General features: G+C 72.4%; 15 protein-coding genes and 1 tRNA gene. 10 read left to right on the top strand and 6 right to left on the bottom strand.

Going from position 1 to position 14,295, the window contains the following annotated elements; genetic code table 11:
- The first annotated feature begins 88 nt into the window (after positions 1–88).
- Both AFE02nite_RS10900 and AFE02nite_RS10895 read left to right on the top strand, forming a co-directional pair.
- Positions 89–529, top strand: a complete 441-nt coding sequence (locus AFE02nite_RS10900; RefSeq protein ID WP_034248130.1) for a PIN domain-containing protein — start codon at positions 89–91, stop codon at positions 527–529.
- Between the two features lie 103 nt (positions 530–632).
- Positions 633–722 (top strand) — tRNA-Ser (locus AFE02nite_RS10895).
- A 47-nt stretch (positions 723–769) separates the two neighbouring features.
- On the opposite strand, the gene AFE02nite_RS10890 is transcribed toward AFE02nite_RS10895, so the two are convergent.
- Together AFE02nite_RS10890 and AFE02nite_RS10885 are read right to left on the bottom strand one after the other, a co-directional pair.
- Positions 770–1,243: a DUF5946 family protein gene (locus AFE02nite_RS10890; protein ID WP_034248128.1), complete on the bottom strand. Its 474-nt coding sequence runs from the start codon at positions 1,241–1,243 to the stop codon at positions 770–772.
- A 49-nt stretch (positions 1,244–1,292) separates the two neighbouring features.
- The gene (locus AFE02nite_RS10885) at positions 1,293–2,312 is read right to left on the bottom strand and encodes an NAD(P)-dependent alcohol dehydrogenase (RefSeq protein WP_052113959.1); all 1,020 of its coding nucleotides are present in this window, start codon (positions 2,310–2,312) and stop codon (positions 1,293–1,295) included.
- A gap of 109 nt (positions 2,313–2,421) precedes the next feature.
- Between AFE02nite_RS10885 and AFE02nite_RS10880 the strand changes: the two genes are divergently transcribed.
- Positions 2,422–3,126 (top strand): TetR/AcrR family transcriptional regulator, encoded by a 705-nt coding sequence (locus AFE02nite_RS10880; protein WP_034248136.1) that lies wholly within the window; start codon positions 2,422–2,424, stop codon positions 3,124–3,126.
- Between the two features lie 71 nt (positions 3,127–3,197).
- On the opposite strand, the gene AFE02nite_RS10875 is transcribed toward AFE02nite_RS10880, so the two are convergent.
- Complete coding sequence (locus AFE02nite_RS10875; protein ID WP_146819631.1) at positions 3,198–4,097, bottom strand: SDR family oxidoreductase; 900 nt, start codon at positions 4,095–4,097, stop codon at positions 3,198–3,200.
- Between the two features lie 171 nt (positions 4,098–4,268).
- Between AFE02nite_RS10875 and AFE02nite_RS17430 the strand changes: the two genes are divergently transcribed.
- Positions 4,269–4,595, top strand: coding sequence for a hypothetical protein (locus AFE02nite_RS17430; RefSeq protein WP_186814538.1), 327 nt, complete (start codon positions 4,269–4,271; stop codon positions 4,593–4,595).
- Between the two features lie 99 nt (positions 4,596–4,694).
- Here the strand turns inward: AFE02nite_RS17430 and AFE02nite_RS10865 are convergent, their stop codons facing one another.
- From AFE02nite_RS10865 to AFE02nite_RS10855, 3 genes are read right to left on the bottom strand one after another with little or no spacing between them, the layout of a single operon-like run.
- Positions 4,695–5,072 (bottom strand): hypothetical protein, encoded by a 378-nt coding sequence (locus tag AFE02nite_RS10865; RefSeq protein WP_034249339.1) that lies wholly within the window; start codon positions 5,070–5,072, stop codon positions 4,695–4,697.
- Between the two features lie 9 nt (positions 5,073–5,081).
- Positions 5,082–6,521, bottom strand: coding sequence for a putative T7SS-secreted protein (locus AFE02nite_RS10860; protein WP_034249337.1), 1,440 nt, complete (start codon positions 6,519–6,521; stop codon positions 5,082–5,084).
- On the bottom strand, positions 6,518–6,826 hold the full coding sequence (locus AFE02nite_RS10855) for a hypothetical protein (protein WP_034249335.1): 309 nt from the start codon (positions 6,824–6,826) through the stop codon (positions 6,518–6,520). The genes AFE02nite_RS10860 and AFE02nite_RS10855 overlap by 4 nt, the downstream gene beginning before the upstream one ends.
- A gap of 218 nt (positions 6,827–7,044) precedes the next feature.
- Between AFE02nite_RS10855 and AFE02nite_RS10850 the strand changes: the two genes are divergently transcribed.
- From AFE02nite_RS10850 to AFE02nite_RS10825, 6 genes are all read left to right on the top strand, one after another.
- Positions 7,045–8,064, top strand: a complete 1,020-nt coding sequence (locus tag AFE02nite_RS10850; protein ID WP_146819628.1) for a LacI family DNA-binding transcriptional regulator — start codon at positions 7,045–7,047, stop codon at positions 8,062–8,064.
- On the top strand, positions 8,061–9,608 hold the full coding sequence (locus tag AFE02nite_RS10845) for a sugar ABC transporter ATP-binding protein (RefSeq protein WP_034247748.1): 1,548 nt from the start codon (positions 8,061–8,063) through the stop codon (positions 9,606–9,608). Before AFE02nite_RS10850 ends, AFE02nite_RS10845 begins: the two co-directional genes overlap by 4 nt.
- 289 nt (positions 9,609–9,897) lie before the next feature.
- Positions 9,898–10,935 carry an ABC transporter substrate-binding protein gene (locus tag AFE02nite_RS10840; RefSeq protein WP_034247747.1) on the top strand — a complete coding sequence of 346 codons (1,038 nt, stop codon included), beginning with the start codon at positions 9,898–9,900 and terminating at the stop codon, positions 10,933–10,935.
- 96 nt (positions 10,936–11,031) lie between these two features.
- Positions 11,032–12,681, top strand: a complete 1,650-nt coding sequence (locus tag AFE02nite_RS10835; RefSeq protein WP_146819627.1) for a sugar ABC transporter ATP-binding protein — start codon at positions 11,032–11,034, stop codon at positions 12,679–12,681.
- Positions 12,678–13,763 carry an ABC transporter permease gene (locus AFE02nite_RS10830; protein ID WP_034247746.1) on the top strand — a complete coding sequence of 362 codons (1,086 nt, stop codon included), beginning with the start codon at positions 12,678–12,680 and terminating at the stop codon, positions 13,761–13,763. Before AFE02nite_RS10835 ends, AFE02nite_RS10830 begins: the two co-directional genes overlap by 4 nt.
- On the top strand, positions 13,760–14,295 hold a 536-nt coding region (locus AFE02nite_RS10825; protein WP_407643094.1), incomplete at its 3' end, for an ABC transporter permease subunit. The genes AFE02nite_RS10830 and AFE02nite_RS10825, both read left to right, overlap by 4 nt.

Raw genomic sequence — 14,295 nt, 5'->3', positions numbered from 1 at the left:
GGGTGATCGTCGGCGGCGCGCTCGCCCGAGGCGCGCGGCTGGCTAGGCTCGGGCACGACGACGTCCCTCCCCGTCCACGAGGCCGCCCATGCTCATCTACGCCGATGGCTCGGCGCTGAGCCGGTCCGTCGTCGGCGGCCCCGGCGGACCGGACGACCCGCAGCTCGCGGCCGAGGTCGCCGCGTGGCGCTCCTGGTTCGCCGAGCACGCGGGCGACGTCGTGACCTCACCGCTCGGGCTGACCGAGCTCCGGCGCGCGGCGGACCCGTGGGGGCGTGCCGCGCGCGACCGGGCCCGCGACCTGGCGGACACGCTCACGGTCGTCCGGTTCTACGACACAGCCCTGGGGAAGGCGTCGCAGGCGCAGAGCGTGCTGCCGCCGTTCGCGGCCATCCACTGGGGCATCGCGACGACGCACGCCGACGTCGGCGCCATCGCGACCTACGACGCGCAGCTGGCCCAGGTGGCGGTGCTGCACGGCGTGGAGGTGGTGACTCCCGGCCGGTCGGCGGGCTGGTGGGCCGGCTGACCCTCGGCCCGGTGCACGACGGCGGTGGGCGGGCTGCCAGAATGGGCGCGCGCCGGCGTCGGGCACGGGTGGGGGACCGCCCAGGTCGCGATGGCGGCGCACGGGAGGGCTGGCTGAGCGGCCGAAAGCGACGGTCTTGAAAACCGTTAGGGCGGTGTCCCCGTCCTCAAGGGTTCGAATCCCTTGCCCTCCGCACGCGATACGTCACCGGCACCCGGCCGATCCCTTCTGGGGCGGACGTCAGCCGGGGGCGCCGTCAGGGGCGCGCGAGGCCAGCGTGGCGGCGGCCCAGTCGCGCATCCGCGACTCGTAGCCCGCCGCGGGGAAGGTCCCGTCGACGGCGACGGTGTGGATCGTGACGGCCGGGTGCCGTACCGGCGGTGGGGGTGCGGGCAGGTCCGCGTCCAGGCCGCCGCGCCCGCCGTGCCGGTGGCTGTTGCGGCGCACGGCGGCGCGGGCCAGCGCGTGCACGGCGTCGATGCCGTGGTCGACGAACGTCCGGACCATGAGCCACTGGCCGGCCCGGCTCGCGGCGGTGCCCTGCGAGGGGTGCTGGAGCAGGTAGCAGGCGACGTTGAGCGTGTGGAACGCCGCCCACGGCTGACGCTGCTCGTGGTCGTAGGACAGCAGGGTCATGAAGAGGTCGTGGCAGGTGTGCAGCCGCGTGACCGCGCCGCACTCGGGGCACTCGCCGGCGCGCGGGACGGAGGTCACCCCCGCATTGTCGCCGGGCCACCCGTCGCTGGACCCGTGCGATCCCGGCTCAGGAGATCTCGAGGACGACGCTGCCCTTCTTGTGCCAGGTGTCGACGTAGGCGTGGGCCGCGACGACGTCGTCGAGGGGGTAGGTCCGGTCGACGACCGGGCGCAGGCGGCCCTCCTCCACGAGCCCGAGCAGGGAGGCGAGGTCGCCGTCGTCGACCGTGATGTTCCCGACGACGACGCGCTTGCCCGTGCGCCGGCGGGCCCGCCCGGCGCCGAGGAGGCCTGCGGCGTCGACGGCGACGAGCGCGAACGCGCCGCCCGGCCGGACGAGGTGCTCGACCCTGGCGACCGGCGCCGTGCCGACGCAGTCCACGACGACGTCGTAGGTGGCCGTTCCGGCGGCGAGGTCCTCGGTGCGGTAGTCGACGACGGCGTCGGCCCCGAGGCCGCGGACCAGGTCCGCGCCGTCGCCGCAGACGGCCGTGACGCGGGCGCCGAGCGCCGTCGCGAGCTGGACGACGGCCGTCCCGACCGCGCCCGAGGCGCCGTTGACGAGCACGTCCGAGCCGGCCGTGACCCCGGCCTCCCGGAGGAAGTGCAGGGCGGTCAGGCCGCCGAACGGCACGGCGGCGGCGTCGACGAACGACATGCCCTCGGGGATCCGGGCCACCCCGACGCCGACGCGCACGCGGGCGTACTGGGCGTGGCCGCCGAAGGCCGAGCCGAGGCGGGCCACGACGCGGTCGCCGACCTGGAAGCTCTCGACGCCCGGCCCGACCTCCGCGACGACGCCGGCCGCGTCCATGCCGAGGACCCGGACGCGCGGGCGGAACACCCCGAGGGCGATCGGCGCCATGAACCACATGCCCTTCGGGAGGTCGCGCGCCCGCATGCGGTGGTCGGCGGCGCTGACGGTGCTGGCGTGCACGCGGAGCACCAGCTCGCCGGCGCGGGCGGTCGGCCGCGGCACGGACTCGACCCGGACCACCTCCGGCCCGCCGAAGCGGCGCGCGACGGCGGCGCGCATGAGGGGCCGGGTGCCGGCCGTCGTGCCTGGCGTCGTGGTGCGGGTGTCCATGGGGTTCCCCTTTGCTAGCCTTACGCTGTAAGCCTTACGTCGTAAGGTAGGTTCACACGGCCGGTGCGTCAAGGGCCGGCCGGTGGTGGCCGGATGAGAGGCTGTGGCCGTGCCCGAGGACACGCGCGGCCGGACCGGCCGGGTCCGGCTGACCCGCGAGGCCGTGCTGCGCCGCGCGGTCGCCGTGGCCGACGCCGACGGGCTGCCGGCGCTCACGATGCGCCGCCTCGCGGACGAGCTCGGCGTCGAGGCGATGTCGCTCTACCACCACGTCGCGGGCAAGGACGCGCTGCTCGACGGCATCGCGGACCTCGTCTTCGCCGAGGTGCTCGAGGCCGCGAGCACCGGGCCCGGCGCCGACGCCGTCCGGCAGGGCAGCGTGCGGTGGGACGCCGCCGTCCGGACGCGCATCCTCGCCGCCCGCACGGTGATGCTGCGCCACCCGTGGGCGCCGCTCGTGATCGCGTCCCGGCCCGCGATCGGGTTCGCCGCCAGCCGGCATGTGGACGCCCTGGTGGGCCTCATGCGGACCGGCGGCCTGTCGCACGACCTCATCCACCACGGTCTGCACGCGCTCGGCAGCCGCCTCTACGGGTTCACGCAGGAGGTCGGCGAGCCCGACCCGAGCGCCGCCGAGGCGCGCGCCGCGGCCCGGGTGATGATCGACCGGCTGCCGAACCTCGCGGCGATGCTCGAGGCCGTCGCCCACGACGACCCGGGCTCCACGCTCGGCTGGTGCGACGACCAGACCGAGTTCGAGTTCGCCCTCGACGTCCTCCTCGAGGGGCTCCAGCGACGGGCGTCCGGCGCCTGAGCGCTTGACGTGCCGCGCGGGCCGGGCCGGGGTCTGCCGGTGGTGCACGGCTGGCCTCACCGCCGTCGCCGTCAGCTGACGGTCGTGGGCCGTCCCGCCACGCGTGCGGCGAGGACCTGCGACACGGGCGTGCGCGGCAGGTCGGGGAAGCGGGCCCGGGTCGCCGAGTCGTCCGCCGGCGGCAGGACGTCCATGGCGAGCGCGGCACGCGCCTGGCGACCCATCGCCGGCCGCAGCCGTCCCACGGTGGCGGCCATGACGTGCAGCGCCGGCCGTGGGATGCGCCGCGGACGGCCCGCCACACCCCGGGCCGCCATGAGCTCTGCCGCGAGCCGCCCGAGCGTCCACGACTCCGGCCCGCAGAGCTCGAGGATCTCGCCGCGCAGCGCCCGGTCGGTCACCGACCGGACCACCAGCTCGGCCACCTCGCGGACGTCCACCCAGGGGATCGGGTTGTCCGCGCGCCCGAAGACGGTCAGCCGGCCGCGGGCGTCCGCGGTCCCCTGCACGATGTCCATCCACGCCTGCGCGAACCCCGCGCCGCGCACCACGGTCCACGGCACCCCGGCGCCCCGCAGGTGCTCCTCCGCGGCCGCCTTCATCCGGGCGAGCTCCATGGGGCTGTCCGCCGAGGCACCCGTCATCGACACGAGCACGACGTCCGCCCCCTCCCGCGCCGCCGCGTCGATCAGGTTCCGGTTCCCGTCCCGATCCACGGACGCAGGCGTCACGCCGTCCGGCCCCAGGAAGCCCTGGACGGCGGAGACGACGACGTCCGCACCCGCGAGCGGGGTGGTGAGCATGGCGGCGTCGCGGACGTCGCCACGGACACGCTCCACCCGAGGGTCGTGCGGCCCGGTGTGCGGCGAGAGCCCTCTGCTCAGCGCCCGTACCTGATGACCCTGATCCACGAGCCGGTCCGCGACCAGGCTGCCCAGCAACCCCGTGCCCCCAGCGACGACGACGAGCATCTGCGCCCCCTCGAGTCGACGATCCTCTCTCCAGCGGAGACCCGCGGTGGTGCGGCGACAAGGGCCCAAGGTCTCGCCCGCGTGACGCCGTCCGACGGCGCAGCGGCGCCGCTATGCTTCGCAGCAGTCTGCGGCGGGGTGGGCGCCAGGCGAGCCCTGGAGGGAGGCGACGTGGCCACGACACCGCCGGAGCGGCCGAACATCCGCCAGGTCGCCACCCAGCCACCCCTCGAACGCATATTCCAGTCGAGTGATTCGCGGCGGATGGACGGTGCGGTCCATGACCGTCCCTTCACCGAGCCCACCGGCAAGCTCGGGTTCAACGATCGACGCCATCAACCCACCGCCGGCATGAGCTGCGTCCCGTACTTCCTGCCGCACGCGCGCAGCTCGTCGGTGTCTACCTCGCGCCCGCCCCCAGTCACGATCGGCACGCTAGCCGGTGCAGGCGCGGCGATGGGACGAACCGGACAGGTTCACCCGCAGGAGTGGGCCTGACCCTACTGCCCCGGAAAGACCTTCTTGCCCCCACCGCTCATCGTCGTCCCGTACCGCCCCGCCCCTTCTCGGTGGCGGGGCGCTCGTCACGCCCGGGGCTCAGTCGCGCTGATGGAGGAGCTCCTCGGCGGTGGTGTCTGGATGGAGCGCGATGACGTCTCCGGACCACTCGGCCAGCACGACGGAGCCATCAGCGGGGAAGCCCGGCAGGGCCGTTACGGCGGCGATGAGCTCTGCTGCCATCACGTCACTGGACGCGATGATGTCGAGAGCCTTGCCGGTGCGCTCGACATCGACGACAAGCGGCGTCTCCGCACCTGCTGGCACCTGGTATTGGCCGATGAGGGAGCGCGCCCGACGACCGGTGTTGATCTCGATGTACCGGCGCTCAGGCCAGTGCGCGGCGATCACGGCGTCCAGGGCGAGACGGTCGATGGTGAACTCGCCTCGAGCGACAGCGAGTGTTGCCTCAGGCACGGTTCCTCCTCACGGCTGCAGCCGAACGTAGCCGGAAATGTCGCCCGCAACCATCCGCGCCTCCCAAGCGGCCGCTGACGCCGCGTTGTTCGTCACGATCTCCACAACACCGTTCCCTCCGAGCGCCTCCGAGACATCAACGAGGGTCTCGAGCGTGCGATCCATCTTGGCGATCGCGACCGCCCCCAGGTCCGGATCGAGGGTGCCAGGAATGTAGAACGACGACGCAGGGTTCGAGACGAGCTTCGCGTCGCCCGGGATGAGCCCATATGGCGACGTGATGCCATCGACCGATCGGGTCGCGCCTCCGGGCAGAGTCACGACTCGCTCGGTCGCCCCGTACACACTGCTCTGGTAGGCGGCAGGCGGGCCGCTCGTCTGGAGTGGGCCCTCAGGGAGGTCAGCGATTCGTGCAGCAGCGGCGGCCTGTTCCTCGGCGGTCGCGGCAACAAGCTGGGTTCCATCGGTGAGGTCGATCGGTTCCCGACGCAGCCAGGCTTGGAAGTCGATGACCCCCGAGTCGTCTGCCCAGTCGATCGCGCGCACGCGGCGGCCGAGGTCGCTGAGGTTGTCGCCGATGCGAGCAACTGCACCGGTCTTGGTGAGGACGCCGACTCCGCCGGCGGCGGTGAGGGCGATGTCGGGGGCGAGTCGTCCCCACCATCGGCCGGGGTTGTCGCGCATGGTCTGGGTGTCGAAGAGCAGGGGGACGGCGTCGCCGGGGTTGGCGAGGATGTGGGCGCCCGTGTCCAGCAGTCCTTCACGGATCTCGCGGGCGTCGTCGTTCATGGCGTCGTTGTCGACGACGGCGCGGATCGCGTTGAACTTCCACACCAGGCCCGCCAGACCAGCAACCCAGTCGCCGATGCCGGCGAGGAACTGATCGAAGTGGAACTGGCCGTCGGGCAGCCCGTTGTTGAACTCGTCGAGTACCTGCGCAGCTGCTGACTGCGAGAGGCGAACCTCCCGTTGCGCCTGGGCAAGGACGGTCTCGGCTTGGCGACGTAGCCCGGCACCGGCGTCGACCTCGGGGAACGGTGAGACCGGTACACCGAAGAGGTTCGTCTGCCGCGGTCGCATCACCAGCGTCGGGGAGCCAGCGGCTGCCGCGGCGGCGAGTCCGGCCTCCCACAGGTCGATCGCCACCTCTGCCCGCTGCTGCGCCCACGCGAGCACCTGTGCGTGCGCCTCGAGGACGGTGGCGACGGTGCGGTACACGCTCACCACACCGTCGATCGCCATGGTGAGGTTCAGGCGGCGGCCCGTGGCACGGTCGGCGCCCTGCCCGGTCCACGACGCCACGGGCCGCCGGACGGGACCCTCGGACTCCGACTCCAGCTCGTTCGCGCGTGTTCGCAGGTCCTGGGCGTCGGCCCGCAGTGCGTCCACAGACCCGGGGACCAGAGTGTGCGGGTCGGTCGTGGACCCGAGCCGCCCGAACCCGGTCAATGGAGCATCCCGCCGAGGTCGTCCATGGACGCGGCGATCATCGCGTCGGACTCCTCGTAGGCGAACGCCGACCCCCGCATCGAGACACCGATGTCCTCGGCCTCGTCACCGAGCCGACGCAGCAGGTACGTGAACCGGGCCTCGAACGTGTCCGCAGCCCGGGTAAGGTCCGCGCCGCCATACCCTGCGCGCCCCGGCGTCGCGCCCCGCGCCGCCGTCCCGGTGATCGCGTCACCAGCACGGACCATGCCGCTGCCACACGCGCGCAGCTCTTCGGTGTCTACCTCGTGCCCGCCCCCAGTCACGCACGGCACGCTAGCCGGGGCCCTGTCCGCGGGTACGCCGCGTCGGGGAACTTCACCCGCGCCGGAAGCGCGCCGTACCGGAGGCGCGTGGAAGGAACGCCTCCCGCCGTCGTTCGACGCCGCTCCCCCGTCCCGATCCGTACGCGCGGACGGCGCCGCTATGCTTCCCAGCAGTCTGCGGCGGGGTGGGCGCGCGACGAGCCCTGGAGGGAGGCGACGTGGCCACGACACCGCCGGAGCGGCCGAACATCCGTCAGGTCGCCACCCGGGCCGGCGTCTCGCCGATGACGGTCTCGCGGGTCCTCAACGACTCGCCGAAGGTGCTGCCCGACACCCGGCAGCGGGTCCTCGAGGTCATCCACGAGCTCGGCTACCGGCCGAACGCCGTCGCGCGGGCGCTCGCGACCCAGCGCACGCGCCGCATCGGCGTCCTCATGGACAGCGTCGGGGAGTACGGGCCCACCAGCACGCTCAACTCGATCGAGCTGGCCGCCCGGCAGGCGGGGTACACCGTCACGTCGATCTCCATCCGCGACGAGGCGCACCTCACGCCGGAGGAGTCGGTCGCGCACCTGACCGACCAGGGCGTCGAGGCGCTCTGCATCGTGGCGCCACGCTCGTCGTCGGTGTCCGCGATCCGCAAGATCGACGTCGGCGTGCCGGTGCTCGTGGTCAAGGCCGAGCGCGACCCGGCGTTCCTGACCGTGTCGGTGGACCAACACCTCGGCACGCTGCTCGCCGTCGACCACCTCGCGGCGCTCGGCCACACGGACATCCTCCATCTGGCCGGGCCGCTGGACTGGCTCGACGCCCGCAGCCGCGAGCGCGCCTTCCACGCCCGCGCGCAGTCGTGGGGGATGCGCGAGCGGCCGATCGTCGTCGGTGACTGGACGTCGGACTTCGGCTACGAGTTCGCGCGCGAGCTCACCACGCTGCCCGAGTACACGGCGATCTTCGCCGGCAACGACGAGATGGCCCTCGGCGTCATCCACGGGCTGCACGAGAACGGCATCCGCGTGCCGGAGGACATCAGCGTCGTCGGCTTCGACGACCTGCCGATGTCCCGGCACTTCCTGCCCCCGCTGACCACGATCCGGCAGGACTTCCACGCGCTCGGCCTGACCGCCATGCAGGTGCTGCAGGCCGCGATCGAGGGCCGGCCGATCCCGCAGCGCACCAAGATCCCGGTCGAGCTGGTGGTCCGCGCGTCGTCCGCCCCGCCCAGAGGCGCCCGATGACGACCCCCGCCCGGGCAACGAAGCCCCCACTGGTGCGCATGCGCGGCATCTCCGTCGCGTTCCAGGGCGTCCCGGTGCTGACCGACGTCGACCTCACGCTGTACCCGGGCGAGGTCCACTCGCTCATGGGGGAGAACGGCGCCGGCAAGTCCTCGCTGGTCAAGGTGCTGGCCGGGGTCTACGCCCGCGACGCGGGCACCGTGGAGATCGACGGCGAGACGGCCCGGATCCGTTCCGTGGCGGACGCGCAGCGGGCCGGCATCGCGGCCGTGCACCAGGACCTCGGGCTGTGCCCGAACCTCACGATCGGCGAGAACGTCATGCTCGGCAACGAGCCGCGCGGCCGGTGGGGGATCGACTGGCGGCGCACGCACGCCGTGGCGTCCGCGACGCTCGCCGAGCTCGGGCTCGAGGACCTCGACTCGCGCCGCCCGCTGTCCTCGCTGTCGCCGGCGGCGCAGCGGCTGGTCGGCGTCGCCCGGGCGATGGTCGCGCAGCCGCGCGTGCTCGTCCTGGACGAGCCGACGTCGTCGCTCGACGTCGGCGAGGTGGCGAAGCTCTTCGGCGTCGTGCGGCGGCTGCGCGAGAAGGGGGTGGCGATCGTCTTCGTGTCGCACTTCCTGGACCAGGTGTACGCGATCAGCGACCGCATCACGATCCTGCGGGACGGCCGCCGGGTGGGCGAGTACCTGCCCGACGACCTCGACCCGGCCGAGCTGATCTCGACCATGTTCGGCAAGGACATCGTCGGCCTCCAGGCGATCAGCTCCCAGCGCAAGGCGCACCGGCGAGAGCCGACGGGCCCGCCGGTCTACCGGGCTGCCGGCGTCGGGCGGCGAGGCACCATCGCGCCCACGAACCTCGAGCTGTACCCGGGGGAGATCGTCGGCCTCGCGGGCCTGCGAGGGTCGGGGCGCACCGAGCTGGCGCTGCTGCTCGGGGCTGCGGAGTCGCGGGACTCGGGCCAGATCGTCGTCGCGGGGCGGTCGACGACGTTCTCCAGCCCGCGCGTCGCGCTGCGGCAGCGGGTCGCCCTGCTGAGCGACGAGGGGCACGACGGCGGCGTCGTCGCCGAGCTCACGGTGCGCGAGAACCTGCTGCTGCCGCTGCAGGCGCTGCGTGGCTGGACCCGGCCGCTCTCGCGGCACGAGCAGCAGTCGGTCGTGACGACGTACCTCGAGTCGTTCTCGATCACCCCGCCCGACCCGGACCTGAAGGCGAAGTTCCTGTCCGGCGGCAACAAGCGCAAGCTCGCCCTCGCCGCGCTGCTGGCGACCCGGCCGCGCGTCCTCATCCTCGACGAGCCGACGATGGGCGCCGACGTCGCCTCGCGCGTGGAGATCCTGCGGCACCTCGCGCAGGCCGCGACCGAGGGCGTGGCCGTCGTGTTCATCTCCTCCGAGCTGGAGGACGTGGTGCGCGTGAGCGACCGGATCGTCGTCCTCAAGGACCGGCGCAAGATCGGCGAGCTCAGCAACGGTCCGGCCCTCAGCGCCGACACCGTCATCGAGATGATCGCCGCCGACGGCCGCGAACTCGACTGACGCGCGCGTCGGCCCTCCCGCCGCCCAGGTCCGCCTCGAGTGGAGCGTTCGCATCACGGGTGGAGCGTTCCGACGCGACACGCCCGGCGTGCCCGTCCGAAACGCTCCACTCACCGACGGCGCTGGGGGCGCTTGGGGCGAGTCGGACAAGCGTTACCGGATCGTCACTTTGGCGTCTTGACCGGTTCGTCGGTGTTACCGCTAACATCCGTCGTGTTAGCGGTACCACACGAACGCGTGCACGTCGCGTCGCCGGACTCCCCCGGGGCGCCTCTCAAGGAGGAGATGCATGTTCCGTACCAAGACCTGGGCCGCGGGCGTCGCCCTGACGGCAGGACTCGCCCTCGCGCTCGCCGGTTGCTCCGGTGACGACGGTGGCGACGACACCGACACCGGCACCGACACCGGCACCGACGCAGGCACCGACGACGGCGGTGACAGCGGCGAGCTCATCTCGGTGGGCTTCGTCGCGGTCGGCCCCGAGGGTGGCTGGCGTGCGGCCAACGAGAAGAACATCCAGGACACGTTCACCGAGGAGGCCGGCTTCGACCTGAGCTACGCGCCGGCGACCAACCTCGACCAGGCGTCGCAGATCGCGGCCTTCACCTCGTTCGTCGACGAGGGCGTGGACGTCATCCTGCTGTCGGCCACCGAGGGCTCCGGCTGGGAGGACTCGCTGACGCGTGCGCAGGAGGCGGAGATCCCCGTCATCCTGATCGACCGCGGCATCGAGCCTGACGACCCGAGCCTGTACGTGACCCGCATCGCGCCCGACAACTTCGTCGTCGCGCAGGGCGTGGCCGAGTGGGCCCTGTCCGCGCTGCCCGAGGGTGGCAACTACTTCACGCTCGAGGGCCCGGCGGGCGTCGGCGTCGTCAACGAGCGCAACCGCGGCTGGGACGACGTCATGGGCGACCACCCGGAGTTCGTCAAGGTCGGTGCGCAGACGGCGAACTGGTCGACCGAGGAGGCCAAGAGCGTCTTCGAGACCGTGCTCCGCGCCAACAACAACGACATCCAGATCGTCTTCGCGCAGAACGACGAGATGGGCCTGGGCGCGGCGCTCGCCGTCGAGGAGGCCGGCCTCACGCCTGGTGAGGACGTCAAGATCGCGACGATCGACGGCACCAAGCCCGCGCTCGAGGCGCTGGCCGCCGGCCGGCTCAGCTTCGTCGCCGAGTACAACCCGCTGTTCGGCCAGACGGCTCTCGAGGTCGTGAACACGGTGCTCGAGGGTGGGACCGTGGACTCGTACATCATCGTGCCCTCCGGCACGTTCGACTCGCCCGAGGCCGCCGAAGAGGCCCTCCCGAGCCGGGAGTACTGACAGCCACACGCGTGCCCGGCACCGAGCTGACCGGTGCCGGGCACGCGTCGGCCCGCGGGGCCGCGTCGACAGCGAGGTCGAAGTGAGGAAGAGGCCATGACAGCACCAGAACCCGTCGTCCGGATGACGGGGATCTCGATCGCGTTCCCCGGCGTCAAGGCGCTGGACGGCGTCGACTTCCGGCTCCTCCCGGGCGAGGTCCACTCGCTCATGGGGGAGAACGGTGCCGGCAAGTCGACCCTCATCAAGGCGCTGACGGGCGTCTACAAGATCGACGCGGGCACGATCGAGGTCCAGGGGACGCAGCGCCGCTTCCACGGCACGGCCGACGCGCAGGCGGCCGGGATCTCCACCGTGTACCAGGAGGTCAACCTGTGCACGAACCTCACCATCGGTGAGAACGTCATGCTCGGCCACGAGGTGCGCGGGCCGTTCGGCATCAACTGGCAGGCCACGTACCGCGGCGCCACGCAGGCCCTCACCAAGCTCGGCCTCGGCCACCTCGACCCGCGCCGGCCGCTCTCCTCGCTGTCGATCGCGCTGCAGCAGCTCGTCGCGATCAGCCGCGCGATGGCGACCGACTCGCGGGTCCTCATCCTCGACGAGCCGACCTCCAGCCTCGACGCCGCCGAGGTCGAGCAGCTCTTCGGCGTGATTCGGCGCCTGCGCGACGAGGGTGTCGCGATCCTCTTCGTCTCGCACTTCCTGGACCAGGTCTACGCGATCAGCGACCGCGTCACCGTGCTGCGCAACGGCCAGTACCAGGGCGAGTTCCTGCTCCGTGACCTCCCGCGCGCCAAGCTCATCGCCACGATGATCGGCAAGGACCTGGAGACGCTGGCGTCCCTGGAGTCCACGCGCTCCGAGCGTGCCGCCGCCCGGACGGGCGAGCCGCTGCTCAGCGCGACCGGCATCGGCCGCAAGGGCTCGATGGAGCCCACCGACGTCGAGGTGCACCGCGGCGAGGTCGTCGGGTTCGCCGGGCTCCTCGGCTCCGGCCGCACCGAGCTCGCGCGCCTGCTCTACGGCGCCGACAAGGCGGACTCCGGCTCCATCGCCATCGACGGCCGCAAGGTCGCCCTGACCAGCCCGGTCGCCGGCCTCGACAACCGCATCGCCTTCTCCACGGAGAACCGGCGCGACGAGGGCATCGTCGCCGACCTCACGGTGCGCGACAACGTCATCCTCGCCGTCCAGGCCAAGCGCGGCTGGGCCCGCCCGCTCTCGCGGCGCGAGGAGGACGAGATCGTCGGCAAGTACATCGCGGCCCTGAACATCCGCCCGGCCAACCCGAACATGCTCGCGGGCAACCTCTCGGGCGGGAACCAGCAGAAGGTCCTCCTGGGCCGCTGGCTGGCCACCGAGCCCGAGCTGCTCATCCTCGACGAGCCGACGCGCGGCATCGACGTCGGCGCGAAGGCGGAGATCCAGGACAGCGTCGCCACGCTCGCGGCCGACGGCGTCGCCGTCGTCTTCATCTCCTCCGAGCTGGAGGAGGTCGTGCGGATCAGCGACCGGATCGTCGTCCTCAAGGACCGCGCCAAGATCGGCGAGATCACCAACGGCCCGAACGTCACCGCGCAGCAGGTGGTCGAGCTGATCGCCGCGCACGGCGACGGAGACCTCCCGGACGGCGACGATCCGGGCGACAATCACCCCGACGGCCCGCCGGGATCCCCCACGGACCGCCTCCGCGACGGCGCCAACGACGGCGCCCCGACCACGGAAGGGGTGCCGGCAGCGTGAACGCCCCCAGCCCCACCCTCAGCGCCCGCCTGGCCGAGCTCGTCCGGAAGCCGTTCTTCTGGGGGATCGTCGCCATCCTGCTGCTGCTGGTCGTGAACCTGCTCAAGGACCCGACCTACCTGGCCATCCGCGTGAACCCGAGCAACGGGAACCTCGCGGGCAACGTGCTCGACATCCTGCGCGCCTCGGCGCCGATCCTCATGGTCGCGACCGGCATGTCCCTGGTCATCGCGACCGCCGGCATCGACCTGTCGGTCGGCTCGGTGATGGCCGTCGCCGGCGCCGTCTCCATGGAGTACCTGCAGAACGCGGGTGCGCCGTCGTCGCTGGGCGCCGCGCTCGTCGCCATCGCGATGTCGATCGGGCTGGGTGCGCTCCTCGGCACGTTCAGCGGCCTGCTCGTGGCGAAGGTCGGTCTGCAACCGTTCATCACGACGCTCGTCATGATGCTCGCCGGCCGCGGGCTGGCGAAGGTCATCACGTCGGGCCAGAACACGACCGCCACGAACGAGCAGTTCCGCTGGATGGCCAACGGCTACGTGCTCGGCTTCCCGGTGGTGTTCCTGCTCGCGGTCGCGATCGTGCTCGTCGTCATCCTGGTGGTCCGGCGCAGCGCGCTCGGCATGATGATCGTCTCGATCGGCATCAACCCGCGCGCGAGCCGGATGGCGGGCATCAAGCCGGCCGGCCTGCTCGTCACGGTGTACGCGCTGAGCGGCGCGCTGGCCGCGATCGCGGGCATGTTCGCCGTGTCGAGCGTCATGACGGTCGACGTCTCCCAGACCGGCTACCAGCTCGAGATGGACGCGATCCTCGCCGTCGTCGTCGGCGGCGGGACGCTCGCGGGCGGGCGCCTGTCGATGGGCGGCGCCGCGGTCGGCGCGCTGCTGATCGCGACGCTCGACAAGACGGTCGTGTTCCTCGGGGTGCCGTCGTCGGCCACCCCCGCCTTCAAGGCCACCGTGATCCTCATCCTGTTCCTGCTGCAGGCCGACAACGTGCGCAACCTGCTGCGGTCCAGGCGGCCAAGACCCGCCTCGCTCACCGAGACGGTCGAGACGAAGGCGAGCGTGGCGGCATGAGCGTCACCGCACCCCCCACGCCTCCCCAGGCCCCGGTTGCCCAGCCGCCGACGGCGGGCCGGCGCGTCCTGACCTGGCTCGCCGACGCGTGGCGCGCCAACGCCTCGGCCCTGCCCACGGTCGCGGCCGTCGTCATCTTCGTGGCGATGATCGTGTACGGCGAGACCGCCTACGGGCGGATCGTGCAGTACAGCACGCTGTCGAACCTGCTGATCAACAACGCGCACCTGATCATCATCGCCATCGGCATGACCATGGTGATCATCAGCGGGCAGGGCGGCATCGACCTGTCCGTGGGCGCGGTCATCGCGTTCTCGAGCGTGTCCGGCGTGCTGCTGGCCAACGCGGGCTGGAACCCGTACCTCGTGATGGTGCTGATGGTCGCGTTCGGGTCGGTGTTCGGCCTCGCGTCCGGGGTGCTGATCCAGTACTTCAACGTGCAGCCGTTCATCGCGACCCTGGCGATGATGTTCCTCGGCCGCGGGCTGGCGTCGATGCTCAGCACCGTCCCGGAGCGGCTCGCGGACGACTC

This window comes from Actinotalea fermentans (assembly GCF_007991475.1).
Classification (GTDB): domain Bacteria; phylum Actinomycetota; class Actinomycetes; order Actinomycetales; family Cellulomonadaceae; genus Actinotalea; species Actinotalea fermentans.
Note: the sequence above shows the minus strand (reverse complement) of the source record. Positions and strands in the feature narration are given on the sequence as shown.

What these genes read in the sequence shown, in the direction of transcription:
- AFE02nite_RS10900 (WP_034248130.1), top strand. Translation starts at nt 89, where the DNA reads ATGCTCATCTACGCCGATGGCTCGGCGCTGAGCCGGTCCGTCGTCGGC.
- AFE02nite_RS10885 (WP_052113959.1), bottom strand. Translation starts at nt 2,312, where the DNA reads ATGGACACCCGCACCACGACGCCAGGCACGACGGCCGGCACCCGGCCC.
- AFE02nite_RS10875 (WP_146819631.1), bottom strand. Translation starts at nt 4,097, where the DNA reads ATGCTCGTCGTCGTCGCTGGGGGCACGGGGTTGCTGGGCAGCCTGGTC.
- AFE02nite_RS10845 (WP_034247748.1), top strand. Translation starts at nt 8,061, where the DNA reads ATGACGACCCCCGCCCGGGCAACGAAGCCCCCACTGGTGCGCATGCGC.
- AFE02nite_RS10840 (WP_034247747.1), top strand. Translation starts at nt 9,898, where the DNA reads ATGTTCCGTACCAAGACCTGGGCCGCGGGCGTCGCCCTGACGGCAGGA.
- AFE02nite_RS10835 (WP_146819627.1), top strand. Translation starts at nt 11,032, where the DNA reads ATGACAGCACCAGAACCCGTCGTCCGGATGACGGGGATCTCGATCGCG.